Origin of the sequence: Pectobacterium nicotianae (assembly GCF_023272715.1) — a bacterium.
GTDB classification, from domain to species: Bacteria; Pseudomonadota; Gammaproteobacteria; order Enterobacterales; family Enterobacteriaceae; genus Pectobacterium; species Pectobacterium brasiliense.
In genome coordinates, this window is record NZ_CP096821.1 from 2762836 (window position 1) to 2781482 (window position 18647).

The following is an 18647-nucleotide window of genomic DNA, read 5'->3' on the forward strand; positions in this document are numbered from 1 at the left end:
GCATTCGCCCTAAAACGAAATTTTTCGTCGTTTCTGACAGTCGATTACTTTTCTGAAAGTTAGACACATGTCATGTTCTGGCAAAAAAAGGACCCAACTTAGCCTGTTGCCCTCTGCCAACCACTACAGGGTCGTAGTATATTTTCACGACTTACATTTTTTCACGTAATGCATGCCAGTGTACCTTTAGTTGAAATTGGAAAAAACTTACATGGCCCTTGTCGTATGAATATGCTGGAAAAAATCCAGAGCCACCTGGAACTCCTGAGCAAATCAGAAAGAAAAGTTGCTGAAGTGATCCTGAGCACGCCACAAACAGCCATTCACTCCAGCATCGCGACCTTAGCCAAAATGGCCGATGTCAGCGAGCCAACGGTTAATCGTTTCTGTCGCCGCCTTGAAACTAAAGGTTTTCCCGATTTTAAACTACATCTGGCGCAAAGTCTGGCAAACGGTACACCGTATGTGAACCGTAACGTTGAAGAAGATGACAGCGTTGATGCCTATACCAGTAAAATTTTTGAATCCGCCATGGCTGGCCTGGAGCAGGTGAAGTCCAGTCTGGATGTCACCGCCGTCAACCGCGCCGTGGATTTGCTGACACAGGCGAAGAAAATCTCTTTCTTTGGCCTGGGCGCTTCCGCCGCTGTCGCACATGATGCGATGAACAAATTTTTCCGCTTCAATATCCCCGTTGTCTATTTCGATGACATCGTTATGCAGCGCATGAGCTGTATGAATTCCAGCGACGGCGACGTCGTGGTATTGATCTCCCACACGGGCAGAACCAAAAGTCTGGTCGAAATGGCACAGCTGGCACGCGAGAACGACGCGACCGTTATCGCCATCACCTCGGACGGCACACCGCTGGCGCGTGAGGCGTCGTTGGCCTTGCGACTTGATGTGCCTGAAGATACCGATGTCTACATGCCGATGGTGTCCCGCATCGCTCAGTTGACGTTGATCGACGTTCTGGCGACCGGGTTCACGCTGCGCCGCGGGGAAAAATTTCGTGATAACCTGAAACGGGTCAAAGAGGCCCTGCGGGAATCTCGCTTTGATAAAGACGAGCGATTGATTAATCCCTTCAGGTGATAGATAAGTTTATGTTGTGCTTTGTTTTTGAGTTATACCTATGAAAAATGAGCGGTATCATCTACCCCTTCATCTTGATATGGTCACAGACTACAGGCATGGAAAGATGGCAGGGATTACCTGTACAGTATGATAATCAGACTCAACACGATGTTCGGATAACGCAGGTGAAATAGTTTTGTTGTAAAGTGACATTTTGCACCGTTATTCGACGCTTAATCGCAACACTACAGCTTCACAAGTGAACGGAGTTATACATGTCCAGACGGCTCAGAAGAACCAAAATTGTCACCACCCTGGGGCCCGCTACCGACCGTGATAATAATCTCGAAAAGATTATCAGTGCGGGCGCGAACGTAGTACGCATGAATTTTTCTCACGGCACGCCAGAAGATCATCTATTACGTGCCAACAAAGTTCGTGAAATTGCGGCTAAATTAGGCCGCCATGTTGCCATTCTTGGCGATCTACAGGGTCCAAAAATTCGTGTTTCTACCTTCAAAGAAGGTAAAATTTTCCTGAATATCGGCGACAAATTCTTGCTGGATGCCAACTTAGCGAAAGGCGAAGGCGATAAAGAAAAAGTCGGAATCGATTACAAAGGCTTGCCGAGCGACGTGGTCCCTGGCGATATCCTGTTACTGGATGATGGCCGAGTGCAGTTGAAAGTCCTTCAGGTTGAAGGCCTGAAAGTGTATACCGAAGTCACCGTTGGTGGTCCGCTGTCCAACAATAAAGGCATCAACAAACTCGGCGGCGGTCTGTCTGCCGAAGCCCTGACGGAAAAAGATAAAGCCGACATTATTACTGCCGCAAAAATTGGCGTCGACTATCTGGCCGTCTCTTTCCCTCGTACCGGTGAAGATCTCAACTACGCACGTCGCCTCGCGCGTGATGCGGGTTGTCACGCCAAGATCGTATCAAAAGTTGAACGCGCTGAAGCCGTCTGCTCAGATGCTGCAATGGATGACATTATTCTGGCTTCCGACGTGGTGATGGTGGCGAGGGGCGATCTGGGCGTTGAAATCGGCGACCCAGAGCTGGTGGGGATTCAGAAGAAATTGATCCGTCGCGCCCGTCAGTTGAACCGTGCGGTCATTACCGCTACGCAGATGATGGAATCGATGATCACCAACCCGATGCCAACGCGTGCAGAGGTGATGGACGTCGCTAACGCCGTGTTGGATGGCACCGATGCCGTGATGCTGTCGGCGGAAACCGCTGCGGGCCAATATCCGGCTGAAACCGTCGCCGCCATGGCGAAAGTGTGTTTAGGCGCGGAGAAGATCCCAAGCATTAATGTCTCCAAGCACCGCCTTGACGTACAGTTTGATAACACCGAAGAATCCATCGCGATGTCTTCCATGTACGCCGCCAACCACCTGAAAGGGGTGACGGCGCTGATCGCCATGACGGAATCGGGTCGTACCGCCCTGATGATGTCCCGTATCAGTTCCGGTCTGCCGATTTTCGCTATGTCTCGTCATGAGCACACGCTGAACCTGACCGCGCTGTATCGTGGCGTTACTCCCGTGCATTTCGACAGCTACACGGACGGCGTCGCTGCCGCCAATGATGCAGTGATCCTGCTGCGCGATAAAGGGTTCCTGATGTCTGGGGATCTGGTCATCGTCACACAGGGTGACATCATGGGTACCGTGGGTACCACCAACACGATCCGCATCCTGCGCGTGGAATAATCATTGTCACAACCGTCCGCGGCTGAGTGAGCGGACGGTTGTGATAGCGCGAAGCGTGAGACCAAAAAAACGTAATAGCAAAAAGCCGGACGATTTCTCGTCCGGCTTTTTTATCTCTGCGGCCTATCAGCCCACTGTTATCTACCGTATAGACTAGTCGCGGTATAAATCATCCCGACAGTACGGTTCAATTTCACCCGGCTTGCGGGTTTTCAGCAGTTTCAGAATCCAGGTGTACTGCTCAGGATTCGGTTTGACCAGAATTTCAACTTCTTCGTTCATACGCCGTGCAATGTATGCATCATCCGCGTCCGCCAAGTCGTCCATCGGCGGGCGAATAAACACATCGAGGCAGCCGTCTTTAGCGTTATACACCGGGAACAGCGGCACGATGTCAGCGCGACACACTTTCATCAGTCGTCCAACGGCAGGCAGCGTTGCCTTATAGGTCGCAAAGAAATCAACGAATTCACTGTGCTCCGCGCCGTGATCCTGATCGGGCAGATAATAGCCCCAACACCCAGAGCGCACGGAGCTGATAAACGGTTTAATACCATCATTACGGGCATGGATGCGGCCACCAAAACGACGACGTAACCGATTCCACCAGTAGTCCACCAGCGCATTCTTCTGGTTGTGGAACATGGCCGCCATACGCTGGCCGCGTGAGGTCAGCAGCATCGCGGGGATATCAACCCCCCAACCGTGCGGAACCAGAAAAATCACGTTCTTATCTTGTTCCTTAATACGATCCAGAATGTCTTCGCCATGCCAGCGAACGTATTTTTCGATTTTCTTCGGATTACGAATTCCCACTTCCACCATCATGATCATCGACTGAGGAGCCGTCGCAAACATGTCATCGATGATAGCTTCGCGCTGTGCTTCCGTTAATTCCGGCATGCAATACAGCAGATTAATGCGGGCACGGCGGCGTGCGCCTTTTGATATTCTCCCAACAAAACGCCCTAACCCACCCAGCACCGGATTTCTTAATCGCGCGGGAACATAGGCAGCGAGCGCCATCACACCAACGCCTAACCAAACGCCCCAATAGCGCGGATGAAAAAAGGCGCGTTGAAACTGGGGAACAAATTCAGCGTTCGATTTTTTTTCTTTTTCCATGCCTAAACTCTTCAGATCAATCAATAAACATAATCATAATTGCCGCTCGGCGTTTAGCAACACCGACCACAGTTACGCAAAAACACGTTTGCTCGATAATAAAAATCAGGAACCTGTGTTCTATCAAATGTTCTATAAATGAAAATGCCGGCAGCAAGCCACCGGCATAACATGCAGTCAGTAGAATTAATCAAACTTAAGCTGCGGTACGACCTCTTTCACCTGCGCCAGATAATCACGACGCTCTTTACCCGCCAGCCCTTCAGAACGTGGCAGTTTAGCCGTTAACGGGTTGACTGCCTGCTGGTTGATCCAGAATTCGTAGTGCAGGTGCGGGCCGGTAGAACGACCCGTGTTACCGGACAATCCGATGCGATCGCCACGTTTCACTTTCTGTCCCGGTTTAACCAGGATGCGATGCATATGCATGTAGCGTGTGGTGTACTGACGACCATGACGGATGGCAACATAGTTTCCTGCCGCACCGCTGCGTTTCGCAATCACGACTTCCCCATCCCCCACGGCCAGAACCGGCGAACCGACCGGCATGGCAAAATCGACACCTTTATGCGGTGCGACGCGCCCTGTTACCGGGTTCAGACGACGTGGGTTAAAGTTGGAGGAAATACGAAATTGTTTCATGGTTGGGAAACGCATAAAGCCACGGGTCAAACCGGAACCTTCACGATCGTAGAATTTACCGTCTTCTGCACGAATCGCGTAATAGTCCTTGCCACCGGTATTCAGACGGACGCCGACCAGTTCGCTCTGCTCACTTTTACCATCGAGCATTTCGCGGGACATCAGCACAGAGAAGGTATCGTCTTTGCGTAATTTACGGAAATCCAGCTGCCATTGCAGTGCTTTGATAACTTCACGCACTTCGGTGCTGGTCAAACCGGCATTTTTTGCACTGCTAACGAAGCTACCACTAACACGGCCATTCAGAACGCTATTGCGCCACTCGCCTTTCAGCGTCTCAATACGCTCTTTAAAATCGTTACCCACACGCTCATAAATGCGTGTTTCACGGCGGGACATCTGCCAGGTCAAACTTTGCAGGTCGCCGTTCTCTGCCAAAGCCCATGAAATTTGCTGACCGATCTTCAGGTTCCGCAAATCTTTATTCTGCTCGGCGAGCTGGGTGACATCCGCGATATCAATGCCGTACTGCGTCAAAATGCTGCTTAAGGTATCGCCCGTAGAGACCACGTACTCATGTACGCCGCCTTCATCGGCAACCTTATCATCCAGCTCATCTTGTGGAATCTCATCATCCGGCGAGGGTTGGTCTATCGGTTCACTGGCTTCAGGTGTCAGCGTACGCAGCTGGCTGGTTTCCAGATCGATATCTTTCACGATGACAGGGGCATCATCGACGTGGGGATAAACAAAAGGCCGCCAAACGGCAACGGCCAATGTCACAACGGTAAGCGACCCCAGCATGACGCGATGGGGCCGAGGTAAGCTGTTATACGCCAGAGCGATAGTTCGGACTATCTGCTGCACTTATTCGTATCCTCATGATTTTTCCTCCAGACAGCTCACATACTGGTTCGATAGCTGCAACAAGAAATCGGCATAGCTATCTCTACCCAGTGCAATATTGCTTCCCAATGGATCGAGCACACCCGAGCGCACGTCAGTTCCCTTGGCAACAGCATTAATAACGGCTGGCCTGAATTGTGGTTCAGCAAAAACGCATACGGCTTTGTGCTCAACCAACTGTGTTCGTATTTGATGTAAACGCTGTGCTCCGGGTTGGATTTCGGGGTTAACCGTGAAGTAACCCAGAGGGCTTAACCCGTAGTGTTTCTCAAAATAACCATAGGCATCATGGAACACGAAATACCCTTTACCCTGCACAGGCGCTAGCATCTTAACAATTTTTTCATCTGCTTGCCCGATTTTATCCGTGAAATAAAGCAGATTCGCGTCTAGTTTGTCCTTATTCTGAGGCATAAGTTCCAATAATTTTGCATGAATGGCAATTGCCGCCTGTTTTGTCATCTCCGGCGACAGCCAAATGTGCATATTGTACTCACCATGATGGTGGCCATCGTCGCCGTCATCATGGGCGGCATGGCTATGATCGTGCCCCTTTCCATGGTCATCATGCGCCTGTTCATGGTCATCCTCATGATCGTGTCCGGCTTCTTTTTCCAGCCCAGATTTAATCGCTGGCAGCGCGGAAAGCGTAATCTGCTTTTCAGGTGAAACTTTCGCTAACGGCTTTCCGAGAAAGGCTTCCATTTCCGGCCCAACCCAAATCACCAGTTCTGCGGACTGTAAACGCTGGACATCAGACGGGCGCAAGGCATAATCGTGGGGTGACGCGCCATCAGGTAACAAAACCTCCGTTGGCGTCACGCCATCGGCAATAGCCGACGCAATGAATCCCAAAGGACGAATTGACGTAATGACCGCAGCGGATGCCGCGCTGATTGACATCCCGCTTGCGAGTAGCGCGCTGGCAACAAACACATTTTTTAACCATTTTTTTTGCTGAATAGATTGCTGCATGAAAGTCGATCCCATCGATTTTTATGGTGTTATTTGTTATATTATAACGTTACATGAGTTATGCAAACCAAATTCTATGTCCACATTGGTATCACTTAATAATATTTCAGTTACATTTGGCAGCCGAAAGGTTCTGTCAGATATCTCTCTTACCTTGCAAGCAGGTCGAATTCTGACGCTGCTCGGGCCGAATGGCGCAGGGAAATCGACGCTGGTGCGCGTGGTATTAGGTCTATTGTCCCCCACCTCCGGCTCACTGGTACGGGATCCCGCGCTGCGTATCGGCTACGTTCCGCAGAAGCTGCATCTGGATACTACCCTGCCCTTGACCGTCAGCCGTTTTATGCAACTGCGGCCCGGCGTGAAAAAGCAGGATATTTTACCGGCGCTTAAGCGAGTTCAGGCTGCACATCTGCTGGAACAGCCGATGCAGAAACTTTCCGGTGGCGAAACCCAACGTGTGCTGTTGGCGCGCGCACTACTCAACCAGCCCCAACTACTGGTACTGGATGAGCCGACGCAGGGGGTCGACGTCAATGGGCAACTGGCGCTGTACGATCTCATTAACCAATTGCGGCAGGAATTTCACTGCGGCGTGCTGATGGTGTCACACGATCTGCATTTGGTGATGGCGAAAACCGATGAAGTCCTGTGCCTTAATCAACATGTTTGCTGCTCCGGCACGCCTGAAGTCGTTTCCCTTCACCCCGAATTTTTAGCGATGTTCGGCCACCGTGGCGCGGAGCAATTGGCGGTTTACCGCCACCATCATAATCATCGTCACGATCTGCAAGGACGTATCATTTTGAAGAGACAAGGTGGAAACGACGCATGATAGAACTGCTGTTTCCCGGTTGGCTGGCGGGGATTTTGCTGGCGATTGCGGCAGGCCCTCTCGGCTCATTCGTCGTCTGGCGACGGATGTCTTACTTCGGCGACACGCTGGCGCACGCGTCTTTACTCGGCGTCGCCTTCGGCCTGCTGCTGAACATCAACCTGTTTGCTGCCGTTATTGCCGTGACGCTCATTCTGGCGTTGGGGCTTGTCTGGCTGGAGCGACGCCCCTACCTGGCTATCGATACATTACTCGGCATCATGGCACACAGCGCGCTGTCGCTTGGATTGGTGGTCGTCAGCCTGATGAATAACGTGCGCGTGGACCTGATGGCTTATCTGTTTGGCGATTTGCTCTCTGTCACAACAGAGGATCTGTGGGTGATCGCCGCGGGTGTCATCGTTGTTGTAGCTATTATGTGCTGGCAATGGCGCGCACTACTTTCTATGACGATCAGCCCAGAGCTGGCGCACGTGGATGGCGTGAAGCTACAGCGCACCAAGCTGCTCTTGATGCTGACCACCGCGTTAACGATTGGTATCGCCATGAAATTTGTTGGTGCGCTGATCATTACGTCACTGCTGATTATTCCTGCGGCAAGCGCCAGACGCTTCGCACGGACGCCGGAACAAATGGCAAGCATCGCGATTATTGTAGGAATGATTGCCGTAACGGGCGGTTTGGCATTTTCAGCTGGCTACAATACGCCCGCTGGGCCGTCTGTGGTGCTGTGCGCATCGCTGCTGTTTATTGTCAGCCTGATTAAGCGACAACCCGCCTAGAGAATCAATAACAAAAAGCCCTTCCGAATACGTGATTCAGAAGGGCTTTTGAAGACCGCACGAACAGCGTTTATTTCCGGTTCGCCATATCTGGAATGATTAAATCACCCCGCAAGACATACGATCCCAGCACATCCTGTGTTTTCTCATTGAGCCAGGACACGATTCTGGCCGCTATCGCATCCATCGAATATTCAATTGCCGGTATCGCCGGAATGCCAGGGATATCGAGAGATCCCGCCAGGCTGAATACCATGATGTCTTTTGGCACGGATTTATTAAACGCCTGAAGCTGTGTGATAACTCGTTTGGCTTCCAGCTCATCCGCCACCAGAAGCGCATTGAAATTCAGCGTCGTGCTGTTATTAAGCAACACTTGCAGCGCCACCGACGACGATGAAGATGCATCCATAAAGATCAGGTTGCGGTTGAACGGTAAGAAGTTATTTTCCAGCGCCCGCTTATACCCTAAAAGCACTTGATCCGCTGAACTGCTGGCGGCGGGATTGATCAGCGCAATTTGCCGTCTTCCTTGTCGAATCAGGTAATTGCACGCGGTTTCTGTGGCGAAAGCGTGATCGAATTGCAGGCTATTCGTGGTATCCGTTTCCATGCAATCGATCAGAATAATGTTCTTATCGGCCAGATTCAGCGGAAAACGCGCACCGATGATTAAAATGTCATCACACAGGCCGCTGGTCAGCTCATCAAGCACGTTCATCACTTCAGCCCTGCTGCTGGCAAAGCGCAACAAGAGATGCTTTTGGTGTCGGCTGAAGTGTTTTTCCAGCGCATAAAGATAGCCGGTCGTCTGGTTGATGTTGTCCTGAGCGCAAATGACGCCAATACATCCGGTTGATTGACTTAACAGCGATTGGGCGATGACATTCGGCCGATATTTAAGCTCATCAACCGCTTTTAACACCGCAAGGCGACTTGCTTCCTTTACGCCGCGTGAACCACTCAACACACGGGAGACTGTGGCTTTAGACACCCCAGCTAAACGCGATACATCGTTGATTGTAGACATCATTTGCCCCTGGAAAACGCTAAATCTGACTCAAAACCCTGAATACCAACCGCGCATTGCGTTGCTTCGCAGTATAACCGTTTCTATCCAGCATGGAAACCGATTATCCGTTTAACATCCAATGCGCATTTCTGCCAATAAGATGTGATGTAAATCTAATTAATACCGCCAGAAATCATCACATCTTGACGGTCATCACACTTCTCTTTTCTTTGCATGGAAAACGGTTTCCATATGATATCCAATCATATTAGCAATAACTTTTTACATTGTGCGTGGCGGAAAATGCGGTCCGCAGCGGAAGAAAGATAACAGGTATAGGCTCACGTTTATAAAAGACTGCCACACGCGACATTTCCGTAAGATGTTTAGATACAATGGGTTACGGCGTACAACGTGGCGATAACATACTTGGTGACGAGCTGTCGCTGCTACAGCGACACACGAAAAAAGGTGTTCACATGAGTTCCGTATATCAATCAATCATTGCCGCTATCGAACAATCGATTACCCCGCTGGCTGGGCGTTTAGGGCAACAAAAGTATGTGATCGCTATCCGCGATGGCTTTACCGCCGCGCTACCTTTTATGATCATCGGCTCATTTATGCTGGTGTTTATTTTCCCTCCCTTTTCTGCCGATACCACCGTCGGATTCGCTCGTACCTGGCTCGATTTTTCTATCACCTATCGCGCACAGTTGATGCTGCCTTTCGAGCTGAGTATGGGGCTCATGACCTTTTTCATCTCCGTAGGTGTGGGTGCCAGTCTGGGGCGACAGCTTAATCTCGATTCTGTGATGTCCGGCCTGCTGGCGTTTATGGCTTTCCTGCTTGTCGCCGCGCCTTATGCCGATGACAAGCTTTCCACCGAGTATCTGTCAGGACAAGGGATCTTCACCGCCTTACTGACGTCTATCTATGCCACCCAAGTTTATGCGGCGCTGAAAAAGCACAACATTACTATTCGCTTACCGAAAGAAGTCCCGACGGGGGTCGCCCGCTCGTTTGAAATCCTCATTCCCGTGTTGGTGATTGTCGCAACGCTGCATCCGCTCAATCTCTTCATTGAAGCGCAAACAGGCATGATCATTCCCGAAGCGATTATGCACCTGCTGGCACCGCTGGTGTCCGCCTCAGACTCGCTGCCTGCCATTCTTCTGTCCGTGCTGCTGTGCCAGCTTTTCTGGTTTTCGGGGATCCACGGTTCGCTGATTGTCACGGGCATCATGAATCCATTCTGGATGACCAATCTGGCCGTGAATCAGGCCGCGCTGGCAGCCGGTGAAGTCTTGCCACATATCTATTTACAGGGCTTTTGGGATCACTACTTGTTGATTGGTGGCGTCGGTTCGACACTACCGCTGGCATTTCTGCTGTTACGCAGCAAGGTCACGCACTTGCGCACCATCGGCAGAATGGGCGTCGTACCCAGCTTCTTTAACATCAACGAACCGATCATGTTCGGCGCGCCCATCATCATGAATCCAATGCTGTTCCTCCCCTTTGTCTTCGTGCCGATGGTTAACGCCGTGCTGGCTTACACCGCAACCAAGATGGGATGGCTGGCGCAGGTAGTATCGTTGACGCCGTGGACAACACCAGCACCCATTGGCGCATCGTGGGCTGCAAACTGGAGTTTCAGCCCGCTAATCATGTGCCTGCTGTGCATGGTGTTTTCCGCGCTGATGTATTTGCCGTTCCTGCGAGCTTATGAACGCACATTAATGAAAACCGAGGAACAAAAAATACAGGGCGACCTGTCACTGACGAAAACAGTGAGCAGTAATTAATGGGTTAATAAAAACAGTAATAGCTATTAAATAGAAGAAAGAAAATAAAGCGTTCCGGGTCGGGTGTTTTTATTATTCACATTCACCGACCTAGACGACATTCAAGAACGCGGCATAGAAAATACATGCTGCGAATATTCGTTCACATAAAAATAGGTCATATGATGATTACATTAGAAGATGCAGTAATGGAAATTATCGTCAATGCTGGACAATCGCGCAGCCTGTGTTTTGAGGCGCTACACGCCGCGCGTAAAGGCAACATTGATGAAGCCAAAAATCTGTTGAAGGAAGCCGATGGTTATGCGCGCAAGGCCCACAATATGCAGACCCAGCTGATTGAGCAGGATGCAGGAGAAGCCAGACAGCCGATGACGTTAATTATGGTGCATGCTCAAGACCATTTAATGACATCATTACTCGCTCGCGAATTATCAGAAGAAATTATTCATCTTTACCAGAGGCAATAGTTCATTTTAATACCCTTATAGGGAGGGTCGATTACGTCAGTTATTTAATTAAACTGTACCTGTAAAAAAATAACAATCACCTTGTTCTGAGCGCCGTGCCATTATTCACGTCAATCAGAGCGGGATGGTTATTGTCTGAAAATAACTTACCGAATTGAGATGACTATGACAAATTCCAAAAAACTGCCCGTTACGCTGGCGGTGCTGGCTGCCCTTTGCTCCGGTTCCGCATTTGCACAAGACGTTATTACTCAAGAGCAATTAGATCGTATCGTTGCTCAGGCCGTAGAAAAAGCGCTGGCTGAGCGTCAGGCCAAATTAGACGCGATTGCCAGTAAACAGGTCGACCCGCTGACCACGCCGGACGCTCCCAAGACACCTGACATGGCGATACCTTATGGCATCAACTTCACAGGCTATGCGCGTTATGGGGCGCAATTCCAGAGCGGCGACCAGAAATATGTTGCGGTTGACGGTTCCTATAACGGTGCCTCCGCGCTGGGTCGTCTGGGCAATGAAGGCAATGGCGGTGAATTCCAGCTTTCCAAGGCCTTCAAGAGTGACAACGGCGCAATCTGGGATGTCGTCGTGATGATCGACCATTGGGGCGACGAAGTTAACCTGAAAAAAGCCTATGCGGGCGTCACCAACCTTTTTGCTTCTCAGCCTAACGCCTATCTCTGGGCCGGACGTGATTTCCACCAGCGCCCACAGCAAGGTATTAACGACTACTTCTGGATGAACCATGACGGTCAGGGCGCGGGGATAAAGAACTTTGATCTCGGCGGTATTCAATTTGATGTCGCGGCCGTCGCGGCCGTGGAATCCTGTAACCCTGAAATAATCACGAATAATGCGAACCCTTCACGCATCAGCTGTACTGGCAGTTCTGGTACGGGCGATAAAGGCAATTACGCGCTGACGTCCAAAGTTCATGGCATCAAGCTGGGGCCGTTGGATCTCGCGCTGTACGCAAACTACGGTTTTGACTCGAAAGCGGTAGATAACGATGCGCGTCTGAAAGCCTGGCAAGGCGGCGCGGTCCTGAGCCACACGGGGAAAAATAGCCTCAATCAGTTTATCACTCGCTATTCGAACAATGCGGATAACAGCGTTTACAACAAAACGGACAACCTGAAAACCTTCTATGCCAGCTTTGAAGGCAAATACAAATTCACGCCGCAAACGCAGGTCGAATACCTGCTGGCCTACCACGACTACTCGAATGACTCAGCCAGCCAGGACGATCGTCGTAACTACAATGCCATCGTGCGACCAATGTATTTCTGGAATGATGTGCATTCCACCTGGCTTGAAGCGGGCTACCAGCATGTAGATTACGGTCAGGGAGGGGATAACAAAGGATGGAAACTGACACTTTCCCAGAATGTCTCGATCGCCATGGGACCGGAGTTCAGACCGATGCTGCGCTTCTATGTCACCGGCGGGGAAGTGGATAACAAGCACACCGCGCGGACAACGACCGGCGTCAACACGCAGTTGGATTCGTTCAACGTTGGGGCAATGTGGGAAGCATGGTTCTAATCACATAAATTCAGGGAGACCGCGTGGTCTCCCTGAGTATGGAAAGTATTTCTTAAGCGATACGTTTTTTCACTCGTTAACTTAAATCTTCACGCGTTAAGCCAAAATGACGATAGGCATGCTGCGTCGCCATTCGACCGCGCGGCGTACGCTGAATGAACCCTTGCTGAATCAGAAACGGCTCCAGCACGTCTTCAATGGTTTCGCGCTCTTCACCAATCGCTGCCGCTAAATTGTCCAGCCCAACGGGGCCGCCCATGAATTTATCGATGATCGCCAACAGCAGCTTACGGTCCATGTAGTCAAAACCTTCGGTATCCACCGCCAGCATATCCAGCGCCTGCGTCGCCACATCACCGGTAATCGCCCCCTCCGATTTAACTTCGGAGAAATCGCGCACCCGTCGCAATAGTCGGTTGGCAATACGCGGCGTTCCCCGCGCGCGCCGCGCCACTTCAAGCGCGCCCTCGGATGTCAGATCCAGCCCTAGACACTGTGCGCTACGGCTGACGATATACTGCAAATCCTCAACTTTATAAAACTCCAGGCGCTGCACAATGCCGAAACGATCGCGCAGCGGCGAGGTTAACGAGCCAGCACGCGTTGTTGCACCAACCAGCGTGAAAGGCGGCAAATCGAGTTTGATCGAACGGGCGGCCGGCCCTTCGCCGATCATGATATCCAACTGATAGTCTTCCATTGCCGGATACAGCACTTCTTCCACAACGGGCGACAGGCGGTGGATTTCATCGATGAACAGCACATCATGCGGTTCGAGATTAGTCAGCAGTGCGGCGAGGTCGCCGGCTTTTTCCAGCACCGGGCCCGACGTCGTGCGCATATTCACGCCCATTTCATTAGCGACAATATTCGCCAGCGTCGTTTTCCCCAGACCGGGAGGACCAAAAATGAGCAGGTGGTCCAGCGCATCCCCGCGTTTACGGGCCGCCTGAATGAAAATTTCCATCTGCTCACGCACCTGCGGCTGCCCTACATACTCGCTGAGCAATTTAGGGCGGATCGCACGGTCGATAAATTCTTCTTCGGGAACGGCGTCAGCGGAAATTAAACGATCGGCTTCTATCATGAATACCTCACAGCGCCGCGCGCAGTGCGTCCCTGATCAGGGTTTCACAGTCAGCATCGGGACGCGCAATCTTGGAAATCATGCGGCTGGCTTCCTGTGGTTTATAGCCCAGCGCAACCAGTGCCGCTGCGGCTTCTGTTTCTGGATCGCTCACACGGCTGTCTGCGGCAGCGGGTGAGGTCAGCGGAATATCGCTGACTGGATTGAACAGATCGCCGCTCAAGCCTTTGAAGCGATCTTTCATTTCAACGACCAGCCTTTCCGCCGTTTTCTTACCGACGCCCGGCAGTTTAATCAACGCGCCGATTTCTTCGCGCTCAACCGCGCTGACAAACTGTGTCGCGGACATCCCGGAGAGGATCGCCAGCGCCAGCTTCGGCCCGACGCCATTCACTTTGATCAGTTCACGGAACAGCGCCCTCTCCTGCTTATCATTAAAACCGAACAGCAGCTGTGCATCTTCGCGGACAACAAAATGGGTAAAGATGATCGCTTCCTGATTGAGTTCAGGGAGTTCGTAAAAGCACGTCATCGGCATATGGACTTCGTAACCCACGCCGTTAGCTTCTATCAGCACCTGCGGCGGCTGTTTTTCCAGAATAATGCCTCTGAGACGACCTATCACGTTGCGCTTCCTTTTACGTAGGGAAAGAATGGCTTGAAGTATGACGAGTATATAACATAAAAAAGGCTGGATGAATATCCAGCCTCCTGTTTCAACGCAGTCTTCCTGCCAGCGGGTTCACTTTCACCGCCGCGGTTCGCAGCAGGCTTTGGCTAAAGTGGCAGTGAGTAATGGCAATCGCCAGCGCGTCGGCGGCATCCGCCTGCGGACTGGCCGACAGTTTCAGCAGTGAGCGAACCATATGCTGTACCTGCTTTTTATCCGCCGCGCCCGTTCCTACCACGGTTTGTTTCACCAACCGCGCCGCGTATTCAAACACAGGCAGATCCTGATTCACGCCCGCGACGATAGCCACACCGCGCGCCTGTCCCAGCTTCAAGGCTGAATCCGGGTTTTTCGCCATGAAAACCTGCTCAATCGCCATACAGTCTGGACGAAATTGCGTAATGATTTCACTGACGCCAGCGTAAATCAGCTTCAATCGCGTGGGCATGTCATCCACCACGGTACGGATACAACCGCTGCCGAGATACGTCAGATGACGACCCTGCTGGCGGATAATGCCATAACCCGTCACGCGCGAACCGGGGTCAATGCCGACTATTATTGTCATAGTGCTATGATTGCCATGGTGCTACGACTGTCATCGTGCCGCTCCGCCCGTGTAGATAGCTGTTGCTACGTTGCATTACCGACCTGCCATTACAGCAGTTCAGCCACCTCATCGGAGATCTCACCGTTGTGGTAAACCTCCTGCACATCGTCGCAGTCTTCCAGCATGTCGATCAAACGCATCAGCTTCGGTGCCGTTTCTGCATCCATATCCGCCTTGGTAGACGGAATCATCGACACTTCAGCCGACTCCGCTTTCAGGCCAGCTGCGTCTAACGCGTCCTTCACCTCACCGAACGTTTCCCACGGCGTGAAGACGTCAATAGCACCGTCGTCGTACGTCACGACATCATCGGCACCGGCTTCCAGCGCCGCATCCATCACCGCATCTTCATCCAGACCCGGCGCGTAAGAAATGACGCCTTTCTTGGTGAAGAGGTACGAAACGGAGCCATCGGTACCCAGATTGCCGCCGGTTTTCGTAAACGCGTGACGCACTTCAGAAACGGTACGGTTACGGTTGTCACTCAGGCATTCCACCATAACGGCCGTGCCGCCCGGGCCGTAGCCTTCATAAATGATGGTTTCCATGTTGGCATCATCGTCACCGCCGACGCCACGGGCAATCGCGCGGTTCAGCGTATCGCGCGTCATGTTGTTGGACAGAGCTTTATCGATCGCGGCGCGCAGACGTGGGTTAGAACCCGGATCGCCACCGCCCAGACGGGCTGCGGTAACCAGTTCGCGGATAATCTTGGTAAAGATTTTACCGCGTTTGGCGTCCTGTGCTGCTTTACGATGCTTTGTGTTAGCCCACTTACTATGACCTGCCATAAAAATCTCCGAAAAAAGCCTGTTCAGGCCGGATAAATAACAAATTCCTCAATCGCCTGCCGGTTGCTCCAGGACTTGGTTAGCTGTGCCGCGTGGGGCACATCCAGCCACTGGTAAGCAAGATGCTCGGATAATTGCACCTCGCGCTCAGCAGGTAACACCAGACAAAACCAGTGTTCGGTATTGTGCGTAACCCCCGGCGCATAGCGACGTCTCAAATGAGCAAATAGCTCAAACTCAATACAGCGCTGACAGTCAAAGAGTGATAACGCTTCCGCGGATATATCGATGTTAACTTCTTCTTTGACTTCACGCTGTGCGGCATACGACGCGCTTTCCCCTTCTTCTATGCTGCCTGTTACCGACTGCCAGAATTCAGGATCGTCACGCCGCTGCAACATCAGCACCCGCCCGGTGTCACGAGCATAAATCACCACCAGAACCGAAACGGGTCGCTTGTATACCATCTTATTCGTTCTCGGATTTTCCATCCTGAGCCGCTTTCCCTTTCACAACAACCGCAATGGCAAGCTCTTCCAGCGAAGCCGGGTTGGCGAAGCTTGGGGCTTCCGTCATCAGACACGCTGCGGCCGTCGTTTTCGGGAAGGCGATAACGTCACGAATGTTATCGGTACCCGTCAGCAACATCACCAGACGGTCAAGACCAAACGCCAGACCCGCGTGCGGCGGTGTACCATATTTCAATGCGTCCAGCAGGAAGCCAAACTTCTCACGCTGCTCTTGTTCGGTAATGCCCAGAATGCTGAACACGGTTTGCTGCATCTCACCACTGTGAATACGCACGGAACCGCCGCCCACTTCATAACCGTTAATAACCATGTCATACGCGTTGGCGATTGCCGAAACCGGGTTGGCAGCCAGTTCAGAAGGCAGCATGTCACGCGGTGCGGTAAACGGATGGTGCATCGCAGCAAGCCCGCCTTCGCCATCTTCTTCAAACATTGGGAAATCGACAACCCACAGCGGTTCCCAGCTATTGTCTTTCGTCAGGTTCAGATCGCGACCCAGTTTGAGACGCAGCGCGCCCAGCGCATCAGTCACCACTTTCGCGCTGTCCGCACCAAAGAACAGGATGTCGCCATCTTGTGCCGCAGTACGATCCAGCACAGCAGACAGAACGTCTTCACTCAGGAATTTGGCTACCGGGCTTTGAACGCCTTCCAGGCCCTTGGCACGCTCGTTGACCTTGATGTAAGCCAGACCTTTCGCGCCGTAGATTTCAATAAACTTGCCGTATTCATCAATCTGCTTACGGCTCAGCTGTGCGCCGCCCGGTACGCGGATAGCGGCAACGCGGCCTTTAGCATCGTTTGCCGGGCCGGAGAACACTTTGAATTCAATGTCTTTAACCAGATCGGCAACGTCGACCAGTTCCAGCGGGTTACGCAAATCTGGCTTGTCGGAACCGAAACGGCGCATGGCTTCTGCGAACGTCATGATCGGGAAATCGCCCAGATCGACGCCTTTCACGTCCTGCCACAGTTCACGTACCAGCTTCTCCATCACTTCACGCACCTGTGGCGCGGTCATGAAAGAGGTTTCCACATCGATCTGGGTAAATTCTGGCTGTCTGTCGGCACGCAGGTCTTCGTCACGGAAGCATTTGACGATCTGATAGTAGCGGTCAAAGCCGGACATCATCAGCAGCTGTTTGAACAGCTGTGGGGACTGCGGCAGCGCATAAAATTTGCCTTTATGTACGCGGCTTGGCACCAGATAGTCACGCGCGCCTTCCGGTGTCGCTTTGGTCAACATCGGGGTTTCGATGTCCAGGAAGCCGTGGTCGTCCATAAAACGACGCACAAAACTGGTGATACGGGCGCGTGTTTTTAGGCGCTGCGCCATTTCAGGACGGCGCAAATCCAGATAGCGGAATTTGAGACGCGCTTCTTCGGTATTGGTCTGGTTGGAGTCCAACGGCAGCGCTTCAGAACGGTTAACGATCGTCAGTGCGGTGGCAAAAATCTCGACTTCACCCGTCGCCATATCTTTGTTGATTTGGCTTTCTGGACGGGCACGTACGACACCGGTAAGTTGGATGCAGAACTCGTTACGCAACTCGGATGCCAGTTTAAATGCGTCCTGACGATCCGGGTCAAAAAACACCTGAACCAGCCCTTCGCGGTCACGCATATCAATAAAAATCAAACCACCCAGATCGCGGCGGCGGTTAACCCAACCGCACAATGTCACTTCCTGGCCCACATGGGACGAATTCAACTGCCCGCAATAATTAGTACGCATCACGATGTCCTTTTACTCATCCGCCAGCTCACACGTTCTCACGGTAGATTACTTTTCACGGTAGATCTCACAGTGCAAAAACAGTGGCATTTTCGCTGCACGGCATGGTTTTTCTGGGTTACTGTCCGATGAAAAAAGGCGGCTATTATAAAGGATATTCGCCCGAACGATAAGCATGAAGGTAACGCTCTGCGACGCTGCCGCCTACTCTTTTTACGAAATTTCCTTTCCGGTTAACGGAATGTTCACTAATCCGCATAGAGTTGTTGCAAAACTGAACGTCTGAGGAAGCCCCAATCATCGGCCCAAAGACGCAGAACTCGTCGACC

17 protein-coding genes are annotated in these 18647 nt (G+C 51.8%); 7 read left to right on the forward strand and 10 right to left on the reverse strand.

The window, feature by feature from the left end:
- Positions 1–225: 225 nt before the first annotated feature.
- Together MYB54_RS12415 and pyk are read left to right on the forward strand one after the other, a co-directional pair.
- Complete coding sequence (locus tag MYB54_RS12415; protein WP_010275858.1) at positions 226–1095, forward strand: MurR/RpiR family transcriptional regulator; 870 nt, start codon at positions 226–228, stop codon at positions 1093–1095.
- A 257-nt stretch (positions 1096–1352) separates the two neighbouring features.
- The gene (gene pyk, locus MYB54_RS12420; RefSeq protein WP_014915164.1) at positions 1353–2795 is read left to right on the forward strand and encodes a pyruvate kinase; all 1443 of its coding nucleotides are present in this window, start codon (positions 1353–1355) and stop codon (positions 2793–2795) included.
- 153 nt (positions 2796–2948) lie between these two features.
- Here pyk and lpxM read toward each other — a convergent pair whose 3' ends face one another.
- The 3 genes from lpxM to znuA all read right to left on the reverse strand — a co-directional run bounded on the left by lpxM (position 2949) and on the right by znuA (position 6443).
- A complete protein-coding gene (gene lpxM / locus MYB54_RS12425; RefSeq protein ID WP_206555609.1) occupies positions 2949–3920 on the reverse strand; it encodes a lauroyl-Kdo(2)-lipid IV(A) myristoyltransferase in 972 nt (323 codons plus the stop codon).
- A 186-nt stretch (positions 3921–4106) separates the two neighbouring features.
- The gene (mepM, locus tag MYB54_RS12430; RefSeq protein WP_014915162.1) at positions 4107–5429 is read right to left on the reverse strand and encodes a murein DD-endopeptidase MepM; all 1323 of its coding nucleotides are present in this window, start codon (positions 5427–5429) and stop codon (positions 4107–4109) included.
- 12 nt (positions 5430–5441) lie between these two features.
- The gene (znuA, locus tag MYB54_RS12435) at positions 5442–6443 is read right to left on the reverse strand and encodes a zinc ABC transporter substrate-binding protein ZnuA (RefSeq protein ID WP_014915161.1); all 1002 of its coding nucleotides are present in this window, start codon (positions 6441–6443) and stop codon (positions 5442–5444) included.
- A gap of 76 nt (positions 6444–6519) precedes the next feature.
- On the opposite strand from znuA, the gene znuC reads away from it, so the two are divergent.
- Complete coding sequence (gene znuC / locus MYB54_RS12440; protein WP_039273309.1) at positions 6520–7278, forward strand: zinc ABC transporter ATP-binding protein ZnuC; 759 nt, start codon at positions 6520–6522, stop codon at positions 7276–7278.
- Positions 7275–8060 (forward strand): zinc ABC transporter permease subunit ZnuB, encoded by a 786-nt coding sequence (gene znuB / locus MYB54_RS12445; RefSeq protein ID WP_014915159.1) that lies wholly within the window; start codon positions 7275–7277, stop codon positions 8058–8060. The genes znuC and znuB overlap by 4 nt, the downstream gene beginning before the upstream one ends.
- Before the next feature lie 70 nt (positions 8061–8130).
- Here znuB and MYB54_RS12450 read toward each other — a convergent pair whose 3' ends face one another.
- Positions 8131–9090: a LacI family DNA-binding transcriptional regulator gene (locus MYB54_RS12450; protein WP_039273303.1), complete on the reverse strand. Its 960-nt coding sequence runs from the start codon at positions 9088–9090 to the stop codon at positions 8131–8133.
- Between the two features lie 461 nt (positions 9091–9551).
- Between MYB54_RS12450 and MYB54_RS12455 the strand changes: the two genes are divergently transcribed.
- From MYB54_RS12455 to MYB54_RS12465, 3 genes are all read left to right on the forward strand, one after another.
- Positions 9552–10880, forward strand: coding sequence for a PTS sugar transporter subunit IIC (locus MYB54_RS12455; protein WP_039501341.1), 1329 nt, complete (start codon positions 9552–9554; stop codon positions 10878–10880).
- A gap of 164 nt (positions 10881–11044) precedes the next feature.
- Positions 11045–11350, forward strand: coding sequence for a PTS lactose/cellobiose transporter subunit IIA (locus tag MYB54_RS12460; RefSeq protein ID WP_248721969.1), 306 nt, complete (start codon positions 11045–11047; stop codon positions 11348–11350).
- Between the two features lie 165 nt (positions 11351–11515).
- Positions 11516–12895, forward strand: a complete 1380-nt coding sequence (locus tag MYB54_RS12465) for a carbohydrate porin (RefSeq protein ID WP_039273298.1) — start codon at positions 11516–11518, stop codon at positions 12893–12895.
- A gap of 76 nt (positions 12896–12971) precedes the next feature.
- Here MYB54_RS12465 and ruvB read toward each other — a convergent pair whose 3' ends face one another.
- The 6 genes from ruvB to aspS all read right to left on the reverse strand — a co-directional run bounded on the left by ruvB (position 12972) and on the right by aspS (position 18318).
- A complete protein-coding gene (gene ruvB / locus MYB54_RS12470) occupies positions 12972–13982 on the reverse strand; it encodes a Holliday junction branch migration DNA helicase RuvB (protein ID WP_039273297.1) in 1011 nt (336 codons plus the stop codon).
- Between the two features lie 7 nt (positions 13983–13989).
- Entirely contained in the window at positions 13990–14607 is a 618-nt protein-coding gene (gene ruvA, locus MYB54_RS12475; RefSeq protein ID WP_248720825.1) for a Holliday junction branch migration protein RuvA, read from the reverse strand.
- Between the two features lie 91 nt (positions 14608–14698).
- Positions 14699–15220: a crossover junction endodeoxyribonuclease RuvC gene (gene ruvC / locus MYB54_RS12480; RefSeq protein ID WP_014915152.1), complete on the reverse strand. Its 522-nt coding sequence runs from the start codon at positions 15218–15220 to the stop codon at positions 14699–14701.
- A gap of 89 nt (positions 15221–15309) precedes the next feature.
- Complete coding sequence (locus tag MYB54_RS12485) at positions 15310–16053, reverse strand: YebC/PmpR family DNA-binding transcriptional regulator (RefSeq protein ID WP_248720826.1); 744 nt, start codon at positions 16051–16053, stop codon at positions 15310–15312.
- A 23-nt stretch (positions 16054–16076) separates the two neighbouring features.
- Positions 16077–16520: a dihydroneopterin triphosphate diphosphatase gene (nudB, locus tag MYB54_RS12490; protein ID WP_205592763.1), complete on the reverse strand. Its 444-nt coding sequence runs from the start codon at positions 16518–16520 to the stop codon at positions 16077–16079.
- Position 16521: 1 nt separating this feature from the next.
- Entirely contained in the window at positions 16522–18318 is a 1797-nt protein-coding gene (gene aspS, locus MYB54_RS12495) for an aspartate--tRNA ligase (RefSeq protein ID WP_039527691.1), read from the reverse strand.
- Between the last annotated feature and the right edge of the window lie 329 nt (positions 18319–18647).

Bases quoted from the DNA above. Each gene is read 5' to 3' on its own strand.
- MYB54_RS12415 (WP_010275858.1), top strand. From the start codon at position 226: ATGAATATGCTGGAAAAAATCCAGAGCCACCTGGAACTCCTGAGCAAA.
- pyk (WP_014915164.1), top strand. From the start codon at position 1,353: ATGTCCAGACGGCTCAGAAGAACCAAAATTGTCACCACCCTGGGGCCC.
- lpxM (WP_206555609.1), bottom strand. From the start codon at position 3,920: ATGGAAAAAGAAAAAAAATCGAACGCTGAATTTGTTCCCCAGTTTCAA.
- znuA (WP_014915161.1), bottom strand. From the start codon at position 6,443: ATGCAGCAATCTATTCAGCAAAAAAAATGGTTAAAAAATGTGTTTGTT.
- znuC (WP_039273309.1), top strand. From the start codon at position 6,520: ATGTCCACATTGGTATCACTTAATAATATTTCAGTTACATTTGGCAGC.
- znuB (WP_014915159.1), top strand. From the start codon at position 7,275: ATGATAGAACTGCTGTTTCCCGGTTGGCTGGCGGGGATTTTGCTGGCG.
- MYB54_RS12450 (WP_039273303.1), bottom strand. From the start codon at position 9,090: ATGTCTACAATCAACGATGTATCGCGTTTAGCTGGGGTGTCTAAAGCC.
- MYB54_RS12455 (WP_039501341.1), top strand. From the start codon at position 9,552: ATGAGTTCCGTATATCAATCAATCATTGCCGCTATCGAACAATCGATT.
- MYB54_RS12460 (WP_248721969.1), top strand. From the start codon at position 11,045: ATGATTACATTAGAAGATGCAGTAATGGAAATTATCGTCAATGCTGGA.
- MYB54_RS12465 (WP_039273298.1), top strand. From the start codon at position 11,516: ATGACAAATTCCAAAAAACTGCCCGTTACGCTGGCGGTGCTGGCTGCC.
- ruvB (WP_039273297.1), bottom strand. From the start codon at position 13,982: ATGATAGAAGCCGATCGTTTAATTTCCGCTGACGCCGTTCCCGAAGAA.
- ruvC (WP_014915152.1), bottom strand. From the start codon at position 15,220: ATGACAATAATAGTCGGCATTGACCCCGGTTCGCGCGTGACGGGTTAT.
- MYB54_RS12485 (WP_248720826.1), bottom strand. From the start codon at position 16,053: ATGGCAGGTCATAGTAAGTGGGCTAACACAAAGCATCGTAAAGCAGCA.
- nudB (WP_205592763.1), bottom strand. From the start codon at position 16,520: ATGGTATACAAGCGACCCGTTTCGGTTCTGGTGGTGATTTATGCTCGT.
- aspS (WP_039527691.1), bottom strand. From the start codon at position 18,318: ATGCGTACTAATTATTGCGGGCAGTTGAATTCGTCCCATGTGGGCCAG.